Consider the following 21155-nt stretch of genomic DNA (forward strand, 5'->3'; position numbering starts at 1 on the left):
GCCTCTATGAACGCCATCGAACTCGAGATCTTTCGCCACCTCTTCGCCTCCATCGCCGAGGAAATGGGCGCGACGCTGATGCGCTCGGCCTACTCTCCGAATATTAAGGAGCGCCGCGACTTCTCCTGCGCGATCTTTGACGCAGCCGGCGAGATGGTCGCGCAGGCCGCGCATATTCCGGTGCATCTGGGCTCCACGCCGCTGTCCGTGCGCGCGGCGATCGACGCCATTAAGATGACCCCAAAGATGCATGTCGTGCTCAATGATCCCTTCGCGGGCGGCACGCATCTGCCTGATATCACGATGGTTTCTCCGGTTTTCGATGCGGCTGGCGAGGTGCGCTTTTATGTGGCAAACCGCGCGCATCACGCCGATGTGGGCGGCATCAGTCCGGGGAGCCTGGGGCTCTCAAAGTCGATTGACGAGGAGGGCATACGCATCTCGCCGACTGCCTGGAGTGAGGCCCTGGAGGACGAGATTGCCGCGGCCAGTCGCACGCCTCAGGAGCGTCGGGGCGACCTGCGGGCGCAGATAGCGGCCAATCGTCGCGGCCGCCAACGCCTCCAGGAACAGCTCGCTCGCCAGCCCGAAAAGGTGCTCGCCGCTTGCGCCGATTTGCAGGATTATAGCGAGCGATTTATGCGCCGGATTATCGCGCAGATGCCCGACGGTCAGTGGGAATTCGAGGATTTTCTCGACGACGATGGGATGGGCAATGGGCCGCTGAAGATTCGCTGCACGCTCACGATTTCGGGGGACGCGGCGAGCGTTGATTTCCGCGGCACCGACGCCCAGACCGCCGGCCCGCTCAACGTCCCGCGGGCGGTGACGCTCTCGGCGGTGCTCTATGTGTTTCGCTGCCTCGCGCCGCCCGAGTTGCCCTCAAATGGCGGTTATATGCGCTGCGTGAAGTTGATGACGGAGCCCGGGAGCCTGGTCGACGCCCAATATCCGGCGGCGGTCGCGGCGGGCAATGTCGAGACCAGCCAGCGCATCACCGATGTGGTGATCGGCGCGTTCTCCAAGGCCATTCCGGGCCAGGTGCCGGCGGCGTCCTGCGGGTCGATGAATAATATTTTGATCGGTGGCGCCGACCCTCGCCGCGTCGCGGGCGGCTCCGCGATCGATGCGGACTTCGCCTATTATGAGACCATCGGCGGAGGCAGCGGTGCGTGCCCGGGCGTCGACGGTCAGGGTTATGCCGGCGAAAGCGCGGTGCAAACCCATATGACCAATACGCTCAACACGCCGGTGGAGGCGCTGGAGCATGCGTATCCGTTCCGGGTCGCCGAGTATCGTGTGCGACGTGGGTCGGGCGGGCAGGGGGCGTTTCGCGGCGGCGACGGCGTCGTGCGCGCCTACGAATTCGACGCGCCAGCGACCGTCACCCTGATGACGGAGCGGCGCGACCGCGCACCCTGGGGTTTGGAGGGCGGTGAAGACGCGAAGGTCGGCGAGAACCTCCTGGTGCGCGATGGCGTCACCCGCCAACTTCCCAATAAATGCACGGTCGAGGTGCAGGCCGGAGACCGCGTGATCATAAAAACGCCCGGCGGTGCGGGCGCCGGGCGTTTCTAAAATATTGGGGCGAAAACTCGCGCAGCTTAGGCTGCGTTAGATCTTCGGCTCGAAGGTATAGGGCTTGTTCACCAGCACCGTGCCGCCTTGCGGGGCCGGGAACAGCCACTTCTTGCTGGTGATTTCCATGCAATTCAGCACGGTCTTGCTCTTAAGCTGGCTGCTGCGCGCGCGGGTCATGACCGGGGCCCCACCGTCGCCGATTCGCACCGTCAGGGTGACCTTGCCGCGAAGTTCGGGGTCGGATTTCAGCGCGCGCTCATAGCATGCCTGCAGCTCGCCGTGGCGGGCGTTGAAGACGCGTCGCACGCCGGAGCCGTCGATGGTTCCCAGGTCCGTGGCCTTCGGCGCGCGTTTGACCGAGGGGGCTTTGATATTTTTCTTATTAAGACCTTCGATCTCCGAGGCGAAGAAGCGCGCCGCGGTCATCCGGTCAAAGCCAGCCTGAGAGCCGAGCTCTTTGGCCTGCTTGCGGGCTTCTTCGAGCAGCTTTGCTGCCTCTTCTGCGGCCGTGTCGGGCTCAGCCGTCGCGGCGCCCGTGTCAGGAGTTTGCGGCAAATTCTCCGGCTCGGTGCTTCCGCACGAGCCGCATGAGCCGCAGGATGCTGACAGAAGAGTGATGAGCGCAAAGCCAATGAGCAAAGGGCGTGACAGATATTTCATGAGATAAATCGACGTTGCAGCGTGTGTTATAAGGGCTTCCAAACGAATCGGAACAGGTAAAACCCCTGATCGCATCAGCCTGGGAGCAATCGAGTGCCCCTGAGTTGGAAGATGGCGAAGGTGGAGAACGCGTTGAGCGCTCGCCGGACAGTAGCACGCTCCGGAGTTGAACCGCAAGTTTTGAAAAAATCAATTCCCTGTGGCTCCAATGCTTGTGGAGAACAGCGCTTTTCTCTACAGTTTTCCGGTCTTCATCACTTCAACTAATAAGGTGTTATCATGAGACTGCGCTTTCGGTTTCTACCTCTTCTGCTTGTTTTTGTGGCCGCGTTCTTCTTCGCCGGGTGCGTCAATGTCGTGGGCGGCGGCGCGGGTCTAAGCCTGATTGTGTTTTTGGTGGTCGCGTTGGGCATGGGGGTGGTCGCCTGCTCGGGCGATGACGCGAGCTCAAATAATACCACGGGCGGTTGGGATGTTGGCACCAGGGATATCGGCACTGGCGACACCAGCGGTCCGAGGGATGTCAAAAAAATCCCCGACACTGAGCAACCCGACGTTGAGGACGAAGACGCGGGGCATTGGGAGCCTTGCTGCAACGATGGCGTGGTGGAGTCCTGCTATTGTCCCGCGAATACGGCGTGTAATTACGGGATGTTCGAGACCTGCGATGACGGCTCCTGCTCCTATGGGATCGAAGGCTGCGCAGACAGCGACGCGGGCAGCGTCGATGCCGGTGAGCCCGATATTGGCGAGCCCGACGCGGGTGAGCCGGACGTCATCGAGCCAGACGCTGGCGAACCGGATGTCGAAGACCCGGACGCCGGCGAGCCCGGCACCTGGGAGGCGTGCTGCAAAGATGGCGTCGTCGATAGTTGCTTTTGCCCCGCCGGGATGGCCTGCAACTATGGCATGTTCCAGGATTGTGGCGAGGGGACGTGCGTCTTTGGCGGCGGCACATGCCCCGATGATGGGGAGGGACTTTAAGCGATGAGTCATAAAGCAAGCTTTGCAGGCGGTATTTTCGGCGAGTTTCACGAAGAATTGATGGGCGTGGCGATCGACTTTTCGGCCTTCGACCCGACTCCGTTCGACAACGAGCTTTTGGTTGAGGCGCGCCATACCTGGCTGGACCGATTTCAGACCGAGTTTCGCTCCACCCAGATCATGACGCGATTTATGACCGAGGTGCTCGGCGCGGGCGACCCGATCGACATCTACGCCGGCGGCGTGGACCTGATCGGCGACGAGGTGCGCCACGCGGCGCTCTGCGCGGGCATGTGCCGCGCGCTTGGAATTCAACCCGTCTTCCCCAACCCCGTCACCCTCGATGACCCGCCGCAGTTTCTCGCCGCGTCGATGGGGGAGCGCGCGCTGCACACCGCGATCACGATGGTGGCGATCAACGAGACCCTCTCCTACGGGTATATCACCGACCTGCGGGAGCGCTGCGAGCAGCCCACGGTGCGCGCGGTGCTCGACGCCACGGTCGAGGACGAGGAGGGCCATCAGGACTTCGGCTGGGTCTATATCGAGAAGTCACTAAAGCGCTTTCCGGAGTCGACGCTGCCGTCCTGGCGCCACCTGGTTGGCCTGACGCTGAAGACGCATTTCGACGTGATGAACCCGATCCTTGCCGATATGTCACCGGAGCAAAAACGCCTGGACGCCTGGCCTGATCATGAGCGTATCCCGCTCGGGCTTTTTAGCCGGCAGCGCCAGGCCCTGGTCTTCGACAAGACCTTCCGCGAGGTCGCGGAGCCGAAGCTAAAGCGCCTCGAACTTCTTTAACAAATGTGCCGACGGGCCGCGCCCGTCGGCATCACTGCTGAATCCCTATAAAATATTCCTATGTGTCGGCACTCCGGAACACCGTGCAAAATTCTGACTATCATTCAAGCCTCGCCGAATCCTTTGATGCGCCGGCGAGTCTGGAGCAGGTGCGCGCCGAGATCGACGCGCCAATGCTCGCGCCAAAATTTACGCAGGTGACGCTGCAAGGCGACGGACTCGTGGTCACGGTGGACGTCAAGCCGCGTATTCAGTGGTTGGCGATTGGACTGATCATCCTGGGCAGCGTCCTGATGTCCTTTGACGCCGGGCGATTGGACCTGGGCGGGCTCATCTGCTTTGGGATTCCTATCTTTTTTGGGGGCTTTGCGTTTCTTAAATTTGACGCCAATCGCATGGTTGGGGCCGGCCGGCATCAGTTGCGCATTTCGGCGGAGGGCATCCGGATAAGCGAAGACGGTGTGGGTGGCGACGAGTTGCTGCCCATGGGACAACTAAAACAGTATTTCCTTGAGGGGCGCCCGCCGAGAACGGATGGGCAAAGCACCATCTCCAGGCCGCCTTCTCCTGGCGACAGAGAGGTCGTGCGTCCTCCCGGCATATATTTTCGCTCGGCGGACGACTTTCAGCGTGTCTTTGACCTCAGAGGCATCATTTCCCAGGGCCGCCTGCTGCGTATCAAGTCGTCGACGAGCGAAGATTTTCTTGAGCTCGAATGGATCTTTTGGCTGGTCCGCCAATATATGCTCGCCATCGGCGTCTATCCAGGCTCGCCAAAGTCACCTGAATTGGTGGCGCCGCGTCGCGCGTCGAGCGACCTCGCGCCCAGGGCACTGCCAACGCCTGAGCTCGAGTCTCAGACCTTCGAGCTCGACGTGGCTCCCCAAGAATCGGAGGTCGTTTCGGCCGATTGGGGCGAAAATAACGATGCCCCCCTTGAACTCGAGCCCCGCGGTTTTAAGATACCGGTCGTGCAAGAAGACACCGACCCGTGGTGAGCCAGAGCGAGGCGCCTGCGCGTTTTTCCGAAATAAATAGCGCGCGCCGTTTGTTCTGGCACCAGATGAAGCGACTTGCGCTTCAGATATGATTTTTTCCGGACGTTCGAAATTTTCTGGGACGACCAAACCATAAGGAGGCTCAATGAATATTGACATTGGTATTGAGAAGTCGACGCGAAATGAGATTGCTAAGGGCTTGTCGAAGGTGCTCGCCGATAGTTATACGCTCTATCTAAAGACGCATAACTATCATTGGAACGTCACCGGCCCGATGTTCCAGACCCTGCATAATATGTTCGAAGAGCAATATACCGAGATGGCCGTGGCGGTGGATGATATCGCCGAGCGCATTCGCCAACTCGGGATGCCCGCGCCGGGAACCTTCAAGGAGTTCAAGGCATTGTCGGCCATCAAAGAAGACGACGGCGTGCCCAAGGCGATGGATATGATTCGCAACCTCTGCGAGGCCAACGAGGCCGTCGCGCGCACCTCGCGCGAGGCGTTCAGCACCGCTGAGGCGGCCAACGACCAGCCCACCTGCGACCTGCTCACCCAGCGCATGCAGGTTCATGAGAAGACCGCGTGGATGCTGCGAAGCATGCTTGAATAGTCTTCGGTTCGCGCCAATTTGGCCTGCTTTCTGAGGCCGCGTAGAACGAAAAACGCCCTCATCGCAACCGCGATGAGGGCGTTTTTTTTGGCTCCAATCACCGCCGCCCCCCGCCCACTCTCCCCTCAAACACGAGCATCCGGGCCAGCGCTCTCGAATACTGGCTAAGGCTGCCTTTGCGAGCGCGTAGAATTGATTGCCAAGCCCGCAGATGCTAGACTTGGGACGAGATAGTCGACAACAATTGATAACGCTTAAAAACTGGTGAGAGCTAAATGGCTTCTTTTCACTCAAAAATAATGTTGTTTTTAATGGCGTTCGCCCTGGTTGGTACATCCCTTTACGGGTGTGGCGACGCGAAGGTGAGCACCACGGTCGACCAGTCTCGAAACGCCGACGACGCGACCGCGCCGCGGCTCGACGACAAATATTTCATGGTCGCCGGTGGCGAGACCCATCTGATCGGTAATGTCACCGAGACGATCCCGCTGAAGGTCTTTTTATACGATAAAGTGACCGGCGCTCCGGCCCCGAATCAGATCATCGGCTACGAGATTTTGGAGCCGACCGCGGGCGATGAAGTCGCGTCGCTCTCTTCCTATAACGGCACCACGCACGAAGAGGGCTCCGCGTCGATCGACCTGCGCCTGGGCGCCCAGCCCGCGACGCTGCGGGTGCGCGCGAGCCACGAGCTGTCGAACGCGGTCGAATTTGACATCGACATTGAGGCGATGGACACCGGCGACCTCGAGATCACGTTGGTGAACTCGAGCCCGTCGGTGATGCGCCTGAGCAATATCGACATTCGCCTCTACCGAAACTCCGAGATTAGCTGCGCACAATTTCATCCCTTCCGCGACCATGGCGTCCAGGAATTGGATATGCGCACCGCCGCTTCGACCAGCGTGAAGCCGCTCTTCGAGAACCTCGGCACCCGCGAGCGCTTCGTGGTCACCGCGCGCGCTCAGGGTGACGCCGGTCAGATCGCGTCGGCCGGCTGCGTCGAAGACATCGTCATGGAATCCGACCGGGTCACCCGACGCGAGCTGCTGCTTCAACTCATCCCGCTCAACCCGGTGGGTCGCTACGACGTGACCAGCCACTGGGACTTCAGCAACGCCCTGGCCGAGTCCGGCTCGGTGGGCTCCACGATCATGACCGTGCTCAATATCTTCGAGAACCCCGGGCAGGGGCTCTACGACGGCATGATGGCGCTGATTCGCAACTTCGTCGGCGTGATCGGCGTGGGCGTTGACGCCTTTATGAACGTCACCGGTCTCGACGACGTGCTCATCAACGCGATCAATACCGCAGTTGAGAATAACGATGCGCTGCGACGCATTCGCGACGCCGGGCGAGACTTGCGCGACGTCGTGGCGAACCTCGAAGTTCATAGCGAGCTGACCATCGGCAAGATGTTCTCGGATTACGAGTTCCGTGGCACCGATAACTGGTTGGGCATCACCCTCTATTGGCGCTGGAATTGTGACTCGAACTCGCCGGCCGATTGCGGCGCGATCAATATTCAGGCCGACGGCGAGGGTGACCTCGGCGAGCTGGGCGTGCTGAGCTCGGATTGGACCGGGCGAATCATCGCCTACAACCAACTTCAGATTGACCGCCACCCGCTCTCGCTGCGCTACGGGCGCCTGATGATGTACGTGCTCAACCAGATCATCATCCCCGAGATCACCGGCGGCGAGTCGCACTCGCTGAGCGAAGCGTTCACCGGTTGGGTTTGTGGCGGCTTGGTCGGCTCGATCGCCGACAGCAATGGTGAGATTTGCGCCCCGGATCTTCTGGGCGGCAGTTGCTTCGACGCCGCTGGTGCGTGTGTGAGCGCGGTGTCGAGCGTCTTCGGTTTGGCCGATCTTCTGGTCAACGAATTGGAATATGATGTGGGCTTAAGCATCGCCGGTGAGGGCACGCTCATCGAGGTGACCTCCGATGGTATCGTCGACAGCATCACCAACGGCGTCTTCGAAGGCACCATGCGCACCACCAGCGATTCCAACGGCAACGCCCAGGCCTCTGGTATCTCGGCCACCTGGGAGGGTGTCCGCGCGGATCAACAATGAGTCACGCTGTGGGTATCCAAGCGCCACGATCCGCCACAAAATCGGTGCCAGTGCACCGATTTTGTGGGATTCTTTACCTGAACCGAAACTACGCATATACTTCGGCCGAAATCGGGCGAAATTTGCCCAACTAATTTGTTTTGATCCCTCTGGGGTTCATTTAGGAAGCGTACATGAAGCTTATTTGTGCCGGGATGACGGACGTCGGCAGCACGCGAGACCACAACGAAGACGATTTCTACCTTTCCGACGGAAAGGAGGCGCTGTGTGTTGTTGCTGATGGTATGGGCGGGCATCGCTCGGGCGAAGTTGCCAGCGCGATGGCCATTAAGGCGATGGTCGAATATTATCGCGAAACCATGTCGGACGAAGCGTCCGCCCCCGATCCACCCGTTGGCGAAGACGGCGAGGAGGTCGATCTCATCGAGTATCGCCTGCGCGAGGCCGTCTTAAGCGCGAACACCGCGGTCTTCACCGCCGCCTCCGAGAGCGAGATGTACCAGGGCATGGGAACCACCATCGTCCTTGGGTATTTCACCAACGATGGCGCCTATTTCGCAAATATTGGCGACTCCCGCGCCTACCGCTTCCGCGACGGCAAGCTCGAGCAGCGCACCGAGGACCACTCCCTGGCCAACGAATATGTGCGCATGGGAATCCTGGCCGCCGAGGATATCGAGTATTTCCCCTATAAGAACGTCATCACCCGCGCATGTGGCCTGGCCGACGAAGTCGAAGTCGACGTCCACTTCGAGGAGATGCAGGTCGATGATATCTTCCTTTTCTGCTCCGACGGCCTCAGCGATATGATTCGCGACGGTCAGATTGAGCAGCTATTTAAGGAAGAAGACGACCTCGAAAAACTCTGCCGGCGCCTCATCGACGTCGCCAATGAAAACGGCGGTGAGGATAATATCACCGTCATCTTGGCCAAGGTCACCGAATAAGCCAAACAGAGCGTCCCAGATTTAGAGTAGTCAGAAGGCCCGCGAAAGCGGGCTTTTTGATTTTCTTGGCCCAATGACGCAACAAATAAGCGCCGATTGCCGAAAACTCATGTGGGGAGCACGCGCAGCGTCTCCCACATGCATGATTCAACTGGCAAATTATCAAGGCGCAACGGGGCGCCAGGCGAGGTTCTGGAATGATGACCAATGAGTTCAATGAACGTGAGCCGTGTCGTGTCGATAGCGCCGAAGTCGACGTCGATTTTTCGACGGTCTCCCCAGCTGAGCGCGCCGCGCGTTGGGCGATTTGGCGCGTGGCGGGGGTTGGGTTTGCGCGGTTTGCTGGGCTCCTACATACCGTTCAAGATGATCTTCGAGGCCTCTTCCAGGCCGATGATATCACCCAGCGCGCGGTGCTTGAGCGAGCGAATTTTCAGCAAAAGATTCTGGCTCGTCTGCTCGAATGCCTGCAAAGCGTTGACCCGGAGGATGCCTACGCCCGCGAGGTCGCGGCGCTTGGGCCAAATGGGCAGCTTCTGGCGATTGGTGACCCTCGGTACCCCCGCCAATTGCTCGACCTGCGCTATCCCCCGGTCTTCTTATATCTGCGCGGAAACCTCAGCGGTCTGAGCTTCGACGACACCGTCGCTGTGGTCGGGAGCCGCGCGGTGCAATGCGCTCAGGCGGGGCTCGCCAGGCGCATCGCCGGTGACCTGGCAGGCGAGGGCGTGGCGACGGTCAGCGGCGGGGCGCTCGGTGTCGACGCGGCAGCTCACCTTGGTTGCCTGGACGCGGGGGCGCCCACCATCGCGGTGCTAGCCGGGGGCGTCGACCGCCCGTCACCGCGCCGAAACGCCGCGATTTTCGAGCGCATCGTCAACCAGGGTGCGCTCATCAGCGAATACCCACTCGGCGTCAAACCACGGGCATATCACTTCCAGCGGCGCAACGAATTGATCGCCGCGCTCAGCCGGGCCACCGTGGTCGTGCGCGCCGGCCTCACCAGCGGCACGATGCTCACCGCCCGCGCCGCCGCCGAGATCGGCCGGCCGATCTGCGCGGTGCCCGGCGACCCCGATGAGCCGCTGGCGGCCGGATGCAATCAACTGCTGGTCGAGGGCGCCGCGTGCGTGCGCGATGCCCGCGATATCCTCGCGTGCGTCTTCGGCGCCGCCGAGGACGGCACGCAACTTCGGCTCGATTCATTGCGGCCGAAGCGCTCCACTCGACCACGCCCGCGGCCCCCAGTAGCTCGCCCACCGGCGCGGCGCGTCGTGGACCTCACTGTCTTCTCGGCAGACGCCCAGGCGCTCTTTAAGGCCCTCGACGCACTCGCCGGCAAGGCGGGCGCCGATGTCGGGCGCGACGAGCTGAAGCGCCATATCGACTGGGCTGAATCGCGACTCTGCCCGGCGATGCTTGAGCTCGAGTTGGGCGGCGCGATCCACAAAAAAGCCGGCGCGAATCGATTTCGGCCGGCTTAATCTGTGCGCGTAAGCGCGCTATTTATCGCCGCTTAGGGTCGCAGCATGCCTTCCCATCGCTCGATAAATCGGGGCAGGGCGAGGAAGTGAACCGAGGTGCCCTCGGCGGTATATTTTTCTTCCATAATCCGCGCGTTCTCATGCATCTCGCCGATGATGCGTCCCATCTTAAACGGGATCAGCAGGGTCGCCTTGCTCATGGCGTCTTCCTGCGCCTGGATGATGCTCGCGCGCAATTCGGCGAGCCCTGCGTCGGAATGCCCGCTGATCTTCAGCGCATCGGTGATGCCCAGGCTCCAGATCTCGAGGTCCAGGCGCTTGAGCGCGTCTTCGTCGAGGCGGTCGATCTTATTGAAAACAATCTGCTGGGGGATTTCGCTGGCGTCGATGGAGGCGAGGGTCTCCCGCGTGACGCGCAGCTGATCTTTCCACTGGGAATCGCTGGCGTCGACCACGATAATTTGAAGTTGGGCGTCGCGCGCCTCATCAAGGGTCGAGCGAAACGAGGCCACCAACTCATGCGGCAGATTGGTGATAAAGCCGACGGTGTCCGAGATAAGAATCTGCGGCTTGGTCGGCGGGTCGATGCGGCGAACGGTCGTGCCCAGCGTCGCGAATAATTTATCCTCGACGAGCACATCGCTGCCGGTCAGCCCGCGCATCAGCGTCGACTTGCCGGCGTTGGTATAGCCCACCAGAACCGCCTGGAAGGTGTCGCTTCGCTGCTCGCGGCGCGCCGACTCGGTGGCCTGGATTTCGGCCAATTCGCGGCGCAATTCGGAGAGGCGGTCGCGCGAGTGTTGGCGCGCCAACTCGAGGTTGGAATGCCCGCGCCCACCACGCCCGCTGATGCCGCCGCCACCACCGTGGCGGTCATCGCCGGTGTTGCTGTCGCGCAGGCGCGGCATCTCGTAGCGAAGCCGCGCAATCTCGACTTCGAGGCGCGACTCGCGCGTCTGCGCGCGTTGCTCAAAGATGCGCAGGATGACCGCGCTTCGATCCATGACCTCGACGCCCAGCGCCGCCTGCAAGACCCGCTGCTGGCGCGGGGCGAGGTCGGCGTCGACGAGGATTAGGTTGATATCTCCGGGCGAAATCGCGTCGGAATCCGCATCTTCATCGTTCGCGTGGAACGCGCCGAAGTCGTCTTCTTCGAGGTCATCATCCTCGAAGTCGTCTTCCTCCAACTCCTCGGCCAACTCGCCGTCGACGCCCGGGCCGCCGGTGAGGCGGGCGACCTCGCGCAATTTTCCCTTCCCCATGATCAGCGTGCTGGAATCGCTGGCGCGCCGCTGCGTCTCCAGCCCCATCACGTCGATGCCAAGGGTGTTTGCCAATAGTCTGAGCTCCGCGCAGGAGCGCGCCATATCCTCGTCGCTCTTATTGGGGGTTTGCACCGCCAGGATAAGCGCTTGATAGGTTTTCGACTGCTGGACTTCCGGAATATGCGTCTTTGATGTCATAGATTTCCAAATATATTTGAGTGCGAGCGCCCATTTCAACGTGCTTCGTTGAAATGGGCAATGGGGGCCGCAGATGCACGCGTCCGTTGGGTTGAGCATGGAGACGGCACCGATCGATGTCAAGGTCAGCGGTTTGTGCGGGGAGGCTCGGGCCGCTCAGAAATAGGGGGCACGCTGCGCTCGCGCCGCCAATCGACCGGCTCGAAGACACGTGCTCGCGTTGACTCTGCCTGCGCGCGGTTGTACCCATTTGGGCGACAAAATGTTGGTGTTTCCGCGCGTTTTTTGCGGCTTTCTTGAGGTCGATTATGTCCAGAAAATATCTGCTAGCCCCCGGGCCCACGCCCATCCCCGAAGAGGCGCGACTGGCGATGGCCAGGAGCATTATTCACCACCGCGGACCCGAGTTCCGCGAGGTCTTCGCAGATACGCGCCAACGGCTGGCCTGGCTCTTTGAGACCGAGCAGCCGGTGCTCACGGTGACCGCCAGCGGCACCGGGACCTTCGAGGCGGGGATGATCAACTTCACCCGTCGCGACGACACCATCATCTGCATCGGCGGCGGGAAGTTCGGCGAGCGCTGGGCCGAAGTGGGCCGCGCCTATGGCATGAACGTGGTCGAGCTGGACGTGGAGTGGGGCAAGGTCGCCCGGCCCGAGCAGGTCGCCGAGGCGCTGGCCGCCCACCCGGAGTGCGCCATGGTCACGCTGACCGCCAGCGAGACCTCCACCGGCGTGATGCACCCGGTCGCCGAGATCGCCAAGGTCGTGCAGGAGCAGAGCAACGCGCTGTTTGCGGTCGACGCGATCACCGCCCTGGGCGTGCATAAATTGCCGATGGACGCGCTCGGCATCGATGTGATGGTCGCCGGCTCCCAAAAAGCCTTCGGCATCCCGCCGGGCGTTGGGTTTTTGGCCGCCAGTGAGCGCGCGTGGGAGCGCGCCGAGCACTCCGACCACCCGCGCTATTATTTCGATCTGCTGCGCGAGAAGAAAAAGCAGCTCGGCGAGCAGACCGCGTTTACCCCGGGTGTCACACAGATTATCGCCGCCCAGGTGGTGCTCAAGATGATGATGGAAGAGGGGCACGACGCCCTGATCGAGCGCCACCGCCTCAACGCCGAGGCGACCCGCGCCGGCGCCCTCGCCCTGGGCCTGAGCCTGCTGGCAGAGAGCCCGAGCGACGCGGTCTCGGCGGTTCTTTTGCCCGACGGGCTTTCCGCCCCCGATTTGGTGCGTATCATGCGGGAGCGCTACGGCGTGACCATCGCTGGCGGCCACGACGCGCTCAAGCCGAAGATGATTCGCATCGGGCATATCGGGTTTTTTGAGCGCAGCGATATCCTGACCGCGCTGAGCACCCTGGAGTTGGCGCTGGCCGAGCTTGGCATGGACGTCGACGCGGGCGCCGGCGTTCGCGCCGCGCAGCAGGTCTACGCCAAGGCGCAGGCTTAAGAGCTTCTCGACCGATGAGATGCCTCTGAACCAGCGCGCCGCGTGAGTGCGCGCTGGTTTCATCAATTTTGTATCATCCTAAAGCGACGCATATCATGGCAGCGAACGTCATTATTGGGGCCCAGTGGGGCGATGAAGGCAAAGGTAAAGTTGTTGATCTATATACCGAATTTGCCGATATCGTGGTGCGATTTCAGGGGGGCAATAACGCCGGGCATACGCTCGTTATCCAGCGAGACGGCAAGCCCCAGAAGACGGTGCTGCATCTGATCCCCAGCGGCATTTTGCACGACGATAAGACCTGCGTGATCGCCCAGGGCGTGGTCGTGGACCCCGATATCTTGATCGAGGAGATCGACGCGCTGCGCCATCGCGGCTATTTCCAGCGCGACGAGCAACTGCTGATCGCCGAGGATGCCAGCATTATTATGCCCTATCATCGTGAGCTCGAAGAGCTGCGCGAGGCGGCGGCGGGCGACGCGAGTTTTGGCACCAAGGGACGCGGTGTCGGCCCCTGCTACGAGGATAAGGTCGGGCGCCGGTCGATCTTTGTGCGGGATTTGCTAGACGAGCCGCGCCTGGTCGAGAAGGTGCGCGCGGCGCTGCCCGAGAAGAACGCGCTGCTGCATTGGTACGGGTATCCGCCCCTTGATTTTAATAAGGTGATCGACGATTTGCTCGACCGGGCGCCGCGTATCGCGCCCTTTGTGGGTAACGCGAATCGCTTCGTGCACGAGGCGATGTCGCGCGGGCGAGATATCCTCTTTGAGGGCGCCCACGGCACGATGCTCGACGTCGCTTTGGGGACCTACCCCTATGTCACCGCCAGCCACACGACCAGCGCCGGCGCCTGCGTGGGCGCGGGTGTCGCGCCTTCGCGCATCGACGGGACCATTGGCATCGCCAAAGCCTATTGCACCCGCATGGGGGCTGGGCCCTTCCCGACCGGGCTCGACGATAAGATCGGTGAGCACCTGCGCGAGGCCGGCAAGGAATACGACACCATGACCGGTCGCGCGCGCCGCTGCGGGTGGATCGACGTGGCTGCGCTCCGCTACGCGGTGCGCGTCAACGGCTTCACCGGGCTCGCGGTGACCAAGCTCGATGTCTTATCCGGCCTGGATAACGTAAAGATCTGCGTCGGCTATCGCGATCCGGCCGGGAACGAATATACTGAGCCCATTATGGACCCCGAAGTGCTCGAGACGCTTGAGCCGATTTACGAGGTGCTGCCCGGGTGGCGCGAGGATATCAGCGGGGTGCGGGTGCTCGAGGAGTTGCCCGCGGCTGCGCGTCATTTTTTGAGCTGTCTGCAGACGCTGCTCGAGGTGCCGATCGCGCTTGTCTCGGTGGGCCCGAAGCGCTCCGAGACCATCGTGGTTCAAAATATTTACCGATAAAGACCGTGCACCTCCGCGAAGATGATTTTATTGAGTATAATTTGTGAGAATGACTGATGAGTGACGATAAAAAGAAGACGGGTTCCAAGGACCACAGAAATGACGCATTCGGCTTTGATGATGACGCCGAATACGACGACGAGCACCTCTTCGACGACGCCGAGTTTGAGGCCGAGGGGTGGAGCATTCCGCACGACCCGGAGTCGGTCACGAAGTTGCTTAAATCGCTGGAGGGGCTGGTTCCCGGCATCCTGCGGCGCGTCGGCGTGGAGAGCGGCGCCTCGGAGGGCGCGCGTGGCGCGGGTTCGCGTGGGGCTGGTCAGGAGGCCGGCGGCTCCGAGAAGTCGTCGCCGGGCAGCGACGGGTTTCGCGCGCGCCTGGGCGGCACGAAGTTGCCGCGCGAGGTCGTGAACTTCATCCTCTCACAGGTCGACACCACGAAGCGGGAGTTTTTGCGCATCGCCTCCAATGAGGTGCGCGTCTTTCTTGAGAGCGTCGACCTGGGCGGTGAGGTCGCCAAAATTCTCACGACGCTATCCTTCGAAGTTCGCATGGAAGTGCGCTTTATCCCCAACGACCAGGCGCTCAAACCGTCGGCGCGTGGGCGGATGCGCGTGAAGCGCAATCGTTCGGCCGAGGAGAAGGCTGGCGACGCCGGTGAGGATGATGAAGAGGGGTTTGACGAGCGCAGCGAGGCCGGGGTGGACGGCGAGGGCGAGGAGATGCCCGGGCGCGAGTTTAGCGATGTCTTTAAGCCGCGGCGCTGGTCGCTGCGCCGCCGCGCCCGAGGCGACGGTGAGTCGCAGGGCCTGGACGCGGAGAGCGAAGTTGAAGATGAGGCGGACGACGAGGACGAATAAGTCCGCGCCCTCATTTCGCGTCACCTATCCGCGCGCGAGAATTGAATATCCAAAATCTTGGGCGGGTCCTGGGGCCGGTCATCCGGCCCCGCCGGCACGGTCGCGATGCTGCGCACGACGTCCAGGTTTTCGCAGTGGCCGAAGATCGTGTGGCGCCCGTCGAGGTGAGGGATCGGCGCCGCGGTGATGAACCACTGGCTCCCCGCGCTGTCGGGCTTGCCTCGATTGGCCATGCTCAAGGTGCCGGGCATGGCGTGGCTGAGCTCATCTGAGATCTCGTCGGGCAATAGGTAGCCCGGGCCGCCCACGCCGGTCGCGGTAGGGTCACCCGCCTGAATAAAAAAGTTGGGGATGACGCGATAAAAGCCGCTGCCGTTATAAAACGGTGTGTCCTGCTTTTCGTGGCCGGTGCTCGGGTCGATCCAATTCTTCTGACCCGTCGCCAGTCCCACGAAATTGGCCACCGCGATGGGCGCCTGGGCCTCAAAGAGGGCGCATTCAATCGTGCCAAGATCGGTCTTTATCGTCGCCTGTAGTGGGCCATCGCCTTCGATATCGGCGGTGAAGCGCGCGAGGTCGCTGGGCGTGGGCGGGTCGAGCTTGGGCGCCGCGGCCTGCAATGCCTCGACGTCTTCGCGGGTGGTGGTCTTTTGGGCCGCGGCCTCGTCGGCTTGGGCGGCGTTCGGGTCGGGTTTTTTGTCGGGACCGCTGCACGCGCTCGCGCTCAAGCTGAGGCAAGCGAGGAGGCTAAGAGAGGCGATACGATAGGATAATTTCATTTTAATTTGGTGCAAATAATGCTGAGGCTATCGACCATTCTGCCGGCTCCACCTTTGATACCGGTGACGACGTGGCCAGGCGGGCAATTGACTTGATAGGGCTTGCCGCCCGTACCACCGACGCGTTTTTGGACGGCGTGGTTATCGTCCAAGACCAGCCCACCGGTCGCCTGGTGGGCGTCCGGGTCGGCGAGGTGCTCGCCGAGGCGATTGAGCGCTAACTCACTGGTTTTTTTGATCTCTTCGGCGCTCATATCGCCGATGGCTTCGGCGCGCAGCGCGGTGTCTGCCTTGTCGGCGCTCACCGCGCGCTCGGAGATGTCGGCGAACGTAATGCGCTTGCCGCCTTTGGCGGCGTTGAGAAGCTCTCGTGTTTCCTCGGAGACCTCCCACTGGGTGCTGGCCTGGGTTGCGCCGCCGCCATTGCCGGCTCCGACCTCCTGCGATTTGCCCGCGATTTTAAAGCGGTCACGCAGCAACTCGCCCTGACCGACCCACTCCACGCCAATCCAGGCGTCATCGGGCAGCGCGGACTTTTGCAGCGGCGCGTTCAACCCCATCGGCACCGTATAATCACCGTCGACGACCGCCACAAATTGGCGCGCGCTCCAGGTCGGACGCGCCGCGTGCTCCCCATCGTATAGCTTGAATTCGAGGTCGAAGACCCCGCTGATCGCGCGACCCTGGCCGTCTTGCAGGCGACCTTGGTAGTCGACCACGATTTCAGAGGACTGTGCGGGATCGGCGGCGAGCGCCGTCGAGGCAGCACAGGCCGAGAAAAGAACCAGGGTTAAGGCGGCTATTGAGGAGGGTCGCATCATCGCGTTTTCTACAAATTGGGGAGATGAGATTCACCGTATATTCAGGAGGCGCCCCGAAGGGCGCCTCCCTATTGGCGAAGACGATTAAAGCGCGTCTTGCGGGTTCACCGTGAACTTAACATCGATATCCATTTTAATATTCGCCGAGCCCGAGGGCGGAAGGTCTTGGCCCTTCTTAACCACCGGCTCTGCGAAGATAATCGAGGATAATTTCAACTCTTTGAGCAGGTCGCTGGATTTCGAGCGGCCTTCTTCGGAGACGATCGCCGCGCCCTGGGTGTTGGAGCCTGCGGGAATCGACGGGATGGTCGTCAACTTGACCACGCCCTCATCCTTGGAGGAGGTCGCTTCGATGGGGCCCATATAGACGGTCATCTCGGGCAGGTCGAAGGTCAGCGTATTCTGCAAGGACGAGTATTTGATCTGCGTGATCTCGATGGAGCGGAACACGCCCTTGAATTTGGTCAGTTTGTCATTGCCCGTCAACTCGACCACGTCGATGGACGTGCCCTGGTCGATGGTCTGCAGGGGCGTGTCGACCGGAGCCGGGGTCGCGGCGCTCGCGCAATCCACGCCGGTCGGGCAGAGCGCGCCGGCGTTGACCGGGAACGCCATCGGGATGGTCTCGGTATAGCTGATATTGGTATCTTCGTCGTCCAAGAGGCCGCAGGCGAGCGAGAAGATGACGAAGACGCTGAGGAAAATTAGGGAGGCGCGTTTCATTGCTAAAAGTCCTTCTGAAATAAATAAATTTCGGCGTGAAGATATAAAAAATAAAAACGGGCCTGGGAAATAATCTCAGCCCGAACGTGGTGATGATACAACGAATGCCAATACGACTCCAGAACTTAGGCGCAATTTTATTTGCGCTGCTCTGGTGTGGGATTTGTTTGTAAATTCAACGGGTTATGCTGGCGAGTCTCGCGTCCTTGAGCAGGTTTCTCAGGACGCGAAGCGCGCGGGTGGGGATGATATGCTCGTAGGAATCGCCGAATTCGTCCTGCTCAACGATAGGCAGCGCCTCGCTGATGCGGATGAGATCGTCGATGATTTGGCGAGTTTGAGCGCCGACTTTGCTGAAGTGATATTCGAGGTAGACCTCGATATCAAAGGGCATCAGCGCGGGGGCCAGGGCGAGCAGTGTGCCGACGATCTCGGGGCGCCGCACGGTGCTAAGAGCTGCGGGGACGCTGGTGCCATAATAGCGGGCCGCGACGCGCTGGGCCTCTTTGCCCGCGGCGGTCGCGATTTCGAGCGCCGGGCTTTTTCGAAAGCGCTTCAGAGACCAACCTGCGACCTCCAGACCCGCGACAATCGGGTTCATCGCGGTGCTTCCGAACGCCATTAGAAGCGGTGTGTTCGGGTCGACTTTGGCCGGATAGTCGCCCTTTGTTAGGGCGTCGACGACCCGCTCGCAGCGCAAATCTGCGTCGGCCGGCTCCGGCCCCTGGGTGAGCAGCAGCGGCGAGAACGGGTTTTGAGTCATGGGCGGCAATAGATACGCGACGCCTCGGCCGAGCTTCTCGCCCGGCAGCGGCGATTGATAGGCGATAAAGGTGATGAGGCCCGCGACGATCTTGGCCGGGTCGTAGACCTGGGCGACGTATTCGAGGTCTTCCAGGCCGGGCTGCAAAGACACCAGCGTTGCGTCGCCGATGCGCGCGCAGAAGTCGGCTAACCAATCGCCCTTTAGCGCGGTCGACGAGATGCACAGCCACACCTGGTCCCACCGGTTTTGGGCGACCTCTTCGACATCCGACAGGATGCGATAATTGTCATAATAAAAAGAGCGCGGCCCTCGAAGCGGTCGATGTTGGTGCATCAAAAAGCCGGCCTCGGCCTCGGCGCGGTATTTTTCTTTGACGAAAAATGTCACGTCGGCCCCGCCGCGGCTCAGATGGTAGCCGTAGGTCTGGCCCACCGCCCCTGCGCCCACCATCAGGATGCGCGGGGCGGGTTTGGCGCCCAGAAGATCGGTCGGGGGGAGAGGGGCCGGGAGGGTCGTATTTTGGGAGGTCATAGGGAGGCTCTCAAGTAAATAATATTCTCAAGTCAACGCAGCGTGCGGCATTATTTGGGTTGGACCGAGTGGCGCATCGCGCGGTCGGTGCGCAGTACTTCCAGATAGTCCACCGGCCCGGTCCACTCCGGCATCGGGTTCTGATTGCGCGGCGCCAGGGCGCGCACTTTGATAATAAAGCGCTCGATAAATTCCTTGGGGAAGGTGTTTCGGAGCTCTCGGGCTTTCGCGTCCGCGTCGGGGTCATCGGGGAAGTCGCGCGTCGCCTGGCGCCAATCTTCGGCCAGTCGCTTTAAGACGTCCATATTGAGGTGGCGGCGCCGGGCGAGGTCTTGGAGGCTGACGGCCAACTCCTGCATGTCGTATTTGGGGTGCTGCAATAGCTCGGCGGCCACCCGTGCTACCGAGTCCACTTTGATCACGCCGTCGCCGTAGAGGATCACCGCGGCCTGAAAATAATTGGCGATCGGCACCAGGCGCGGCCCGAAGACCAGAAAACGCCCCGGTGAGGAGCCCGCCTCCAGGTGGATAAAGATGCGCTGGACGGTGTCGCGTTTGGTGGTGCGCTCAAAGCGCGCCAGGATGGTCTGAGCGGTGGCCTCATAGACCTGCGATTGGCGCAGGATCTCCTCTAATTGCGCGCGGTCGACGGTGCCGGCGGCGATATCGGCGTAGAGCGAATAGATAAACGCGTCCTGCTCGGCGTCGTCGCCAAAAAATGTCTCCGGGGCAAAGGGCGAATTCTCGCGCAGCGTCAGCAGCGCGTTGAGCTTATAGCCCACCTGTCCGCGAATCGCGCGAAAATGTCCCTTCAATAGATTGCGCAGCGTGGGCTTGAGGATAAACGCGTCGGGGCGAATCCCGTCGATCTCGAATTTTCGCTCCAGGGTCTCGCGCATCTGCGTGGGGCTGCCCGAGATAAAGGTTACCAGCGCGCGGCTGTCTTTGTCGGGGCGGCTTAGCTCGCGCAGCAGAGCGACCGCGCCGGGGACCGTGACTTTTTCTTCGGGCTTCTGGAGCGCCGTGCGGATCAGGTCGCGAATCGTGTCGAAGTCGGTGTGCAGATAGGTCTTATCGAGGTCCCAGCGGAAGATATGGCGCACCGCGATCTCGTCGGACGCCTCGGCGATCGCCGCCGAATCGACCGCGTCGGGCACCTTGGGATCGGGGGTCGGAGTTTTAGGATCGGTGTTCATACCCTCAATCTAGTGCAGCCATTCGGCCCAGCGCAAGTACTGTGCGCCGAATCGTGTCTTCGCGGCGGCGCCGAAACCAAGAAGAGCTAAAAAAAGTTGCGCCTCGCCTCTTCCGGACTAAGCTGCGCCTGTTGGTTCGAGGCTTTTGACACACTCATGATTTTGCATTTCGAAGATAAGAAATAATATGACCCGATGTTGGTATATTATCGACGCCGCCGGCTGGCGAAGGATCGATGTGGCTCCGAAGCGAAAGGGCGAAAAGCGCTGGGATTTCTGGTCGGATTTTCGTGTGGACGGCCCCGGCGACACCGGCTGGCCCGCGTTCACGCAATTGGTCGTGCGCGCCTCGGCCCAGGCCGTTTGTCGCGCCATCGCCGAGCTGGCCGCTGAGCTCGAGATTGAGTGCACCGACGTCAGCGATCAGCCCGACCAATGGCACGAAGCTCTGATGCTCAACGAGCAGATACTGGCCGACGGCCAGCCGCTGACTTTGCTCAGTGAGCCGAGCACCGACTTCGACGCGCGCCTGCTCGACCCGAACGCCGCCGAGCTGATCTTTGAGAAGCTGGGCGTCGACGGCGCCTTCTTCGGCCACGAACCCGACGCCGGCACGCTGATGCTGTCGATGTATCGCCAGGGGCTCCTCGCGCTTAGCTGGAGCGACTCGATCCAGCCGGGGCCGAGCCACGCGCTGACCTTTTACCCGGACGGGCGCGCCACCGCCGAAGACCCGCGCCCCTTCGCGCTGAGCCGGCTGGGCCAAGAGCCTACCAGCCCCTTCCTGGACCGCTACGCCTACGTCGCCCACGAGCTCGCCAAGCTCGGCCTCGACGAGATCTCACCGCTGCTGACCAACCGCAGGATCAGCGCGGCGCTGCGGCTTGATCCCGAGAATGTCCGGCATCTCGGGTAGGGTCTTCGACCCTCGCCGAAGGTTACGCCCGCCAATTGCGCTAGCCATTGGCGGGCGTAGCGCTTTTGGGCGTCGGCCTGGGCACCCCGAGATCACC

At 61.6% G+C, this 21155-nt stretch carries 19 protein-coding genes; 12 read left to right on the top strand and 7 right to left on the bottom strand.

Going from position 1 to position 21155, the window contains the following annotated elements; all coding sequences use genetic code 11:
• The first annotated feature begins 6 nt into the window (after positions 1 to 6).
• Positions 7 to 1578 (top strand): hydantoinase B/oxoprolinase family protein, encoded by a 1572-nt coding sequence (locus DN745_RS02695; RefSeq protein ID WP_111331931.1) that lies wholly within the window; start codon positions 7 to 9, stop codon positions 1576 to 1578.
• Between the two features lie 36 nt (positions 1579 to 1614).
• On the opposite strand, the gene DN745_RS02700 is transcribed toward DN745_RS02695, so the two are convergent.
• Positions 1615 to 2136, bottom strand: a complete 522-nt coding sequence (locus DN745_RS02700; protein ID WP_111331933.1) for an AgmX/PglI C-terminal domain-containing protein — start codon at positions 2134 to 2136, stop codon at positions 1615 to 1617.
• A gap of 384 nt (positions 2137 to 2520) precedes the next feature.
• Here DN745_RS02700 and DN745_RS02705 point away from each other — a divergent pair, with 384 nt between their 5' ends.
• From DN745_RS02705 to dprA, 7 genes are all read left to right on the top strand, one after another.
• Positions 2521 to 3225 carry a hypothetical protein gene (locus tag DN745_RS02705; RefSeq protein ID WP_162687408.1) on the top strand — a complete coding sequence of 235 codons (705 nt, stop codon included), beginning with the start codon at positions 2521 to 2523 and terminating at the stop codon, positions 3223 to 3225.
• Positions 3226 to 3228: 3 nt separating this feature from the next.
• Complete coding sequence (locus DN745_RS02710) at positions 3229 to 4029, top strand: ferritin-like domain-containing protein (protein ID WP_111331936.1); 801 nt, start codon at positions 3229 to 3231, stop codon at positions 4027 to 4029.
• Positions 4030 to 4112: 83 nt separating this feature from the next.
• Positions 4113 to 5027: a hypothetical protein gene (locus DN745_RS02715; RefSeq protein WP_111331938.1), complete on the top strand. Its 915-nt coding sequence runs from the start codon at positions 4113 to 4115 to the stop codon at positions 5025 to 5027.
• A gap of 145 nt (positions 5028 to 5172) precedes the next feature.
• Positions 5173 to 5640 (top strand): Dps family protein, encoded by a 468-nt coding sequence (locus DN745_RS02720; protein WP_111331940.1) that lies wholly within the window; start codon positions 5173 to 5175, stop codon positions 5638 to 5640.
• A 299-nt stretch (positions 5641 to 5939) separates the two neighbouring features.
• Positions 5940 to 7718, top strand: a complete 1779-nt coding sequence (locus tag DN745_RS02725; RefSeq protein WP_111331942.1) for a hypothetical protein — start codon at positions 5940 to 5942, stop codon at positions 7716 to 7718.
• Positions 7719 to 7891: 173 nt separating this feature from the next.
• Positions 7892 to 8665: a Stp1/IreP family PP2C-type Ser/Thr phosphatase gene (locus DN745_RS02730; protein ID WP_111331944.1), complete on the top strand. Its 774-nt coding sequence runs from the start codon at positions 7892 to 7894 to the stop codon at positions 8663 to 8665.
• Between the two features lie 197 nt (positions 8666 to 8862).
• Positions 8863 to 10149, top strand: coding sequence for a DNA-processing protein DprA (gene dprA, locus DN745_RS02735; protein WP_111331946.1), 1287 nt, complete (start codon positions 8863 to 8865; stop codon positions 10147 to 10149).
• 32 nt (positions 10150 to 10181) lie between these two features.
• Here the strand turns inward: dprA and hflX are convergent, their stop codons facing one another.
• On the bottom strand, positions 10182 to 11612 hold the full coding sequence (gene hflX / locus DN745_RS02740; protein ID WP_162687409.1) for a GTPase HflX: 1431 nt from the start codon (positions 11610 to 11612) through the stop codon (positions 10182 to 10184).
• A gap of 308 nt (positions 11613 to 11920) precedes the next feature.
• Here hflX and DN745_RS02745 point away from each other — a divergent pair, with 308 nt between their 5' ends.
• The 3 genes from DN745_RS02745 to DN745_RS02755 all read left to right on the top strand — a co-directional run bounded on the left by DN745_RS02745 (position 11921) and on the right by DN745_RS02755 (position 15326).
• The gene (locus tag DN745_RS02745; protein ID WP_111331950.1) at positions 11921 to 13066 is read left to right on the top strand and encodes a pyridoxal-phosphate-dependent aminotransferase family protein; all 1146 of its coding nucleotides are present in this window, start codon (positions 11921 to 11923) and stop codon (positions 13064 to 13066) included.
• A gap of 95 nt (positions 13067 to 13161) precedes the next feature.
• Positions 13162 to 14466, top strand: coding sequence for an adenylosuccinate synthase (locus DN745_RS02750; RefSeq protein ID WP_111331952.1), 1305 nt, complete (start codon positions 13162 to 13164; stop codon positions 14464 to 14466).
• A 56-nt stretch (positions 14467 to 14522) separates the two neighbouring features.
• A complete protein-coding gene (locus tag DN745_RS02755) occupies positions 14523 to 15326 on the top strand; it encodes a hypothetical protein (protein WP_111331954.1) in 804 nt (267 codons plus the stop codon).
• 20 nt (positions 15327 to 15346) lie between these two features.
• Here DN745_RS02755 and DN745_RS02760 read toward each other — a convergent pair whose 3' ends face one another.
• From DN745_RS02760 to DN745_RS02780, 5 genes are all read right to left on the bottom strand, one after another.
• On the bottom strand, positions 15347 to 16105 hold the full coding sequence (locus DN745_RS02760) for a peptidylprolyl isomerase (RefSeq protein WP_111331956.1): 759 nt from the start codon (positions 16103 to 16105) through the stop codon (positions 15347 to 15349).
• Complete coding sequence (locus tag DN745_RS02765; protein WP_133621721.1) at positions 16102 to 16926, bottom strand: jacalin family lectin; 825 nt, start codon at positions 16924 to 16926, stop codon at positions 16102 to 16104. Before DN745_RS02765 ends, DN745_RS02760 begins: the two co-directional genes overlap by 4 nt.
• 84 nt (positions 16927 to 17010) lie before the next feature.
• Entirely contained in the window at positions 17011 to 17649 is a 639-nt protein-coding gene (locus DN745_RS02770; RefSeq protein WP_111331959.1) for a hypothetical protein, read from the bottom strand.
• 175 nt (positions 17650 to 17824) lie between these two features.
• Positions 17825 to 18946 carry a ketopantoate reductase family protein gene (locus DN745_RS02775; RefSeq protein WP_111331960.1) on the bottom strand — a complete coding sequence of 374 codons (1122 nt, stop codon included), beginning with the start codon at positions 18944 to 18946 and terminating at the stop codon, positions 17825 to 17827.
• 50 nt (positions 18947 to 18996) lie between these two features.
• Positions 18997 to 20142, bottom strand: coding sequence for a phosphatase domain-containing protein (locus DN745_RS02780; RefSeq protein WP_111331963.1), 1146 nt, complete (start codon positions 20140 to 20142; stop codon positions 18997 to 18999).
• Positions 20143 to 20329: 187 nt separating this feature from the next.
• Between DN745_RS02780 and DN745_RS02785 the strand changes: the two genes are divergently transcribed.
• Entirely contained in the window at positions 20330 to 21058 is a 729-nt protein-coding gene (locus tag DN745_RS02785) for a hypothetical protein (RefSeq protein ID WP_111331965.1), read from the top strand.
• Positions 21059 to 21155: the final 97 nt, after the last annotated feature.

Origin of the sequence: Bradymonas sediminis (assembly GCF_003258315.1) — a bacterium.
GTDB classification, from domain to species: domain Bacteria; phylum Myxococcota_A; class Bradymonadia; order Bradymonadales; family Bradymonadaceae; genus Bradymonas; species Bradymonas sediminis.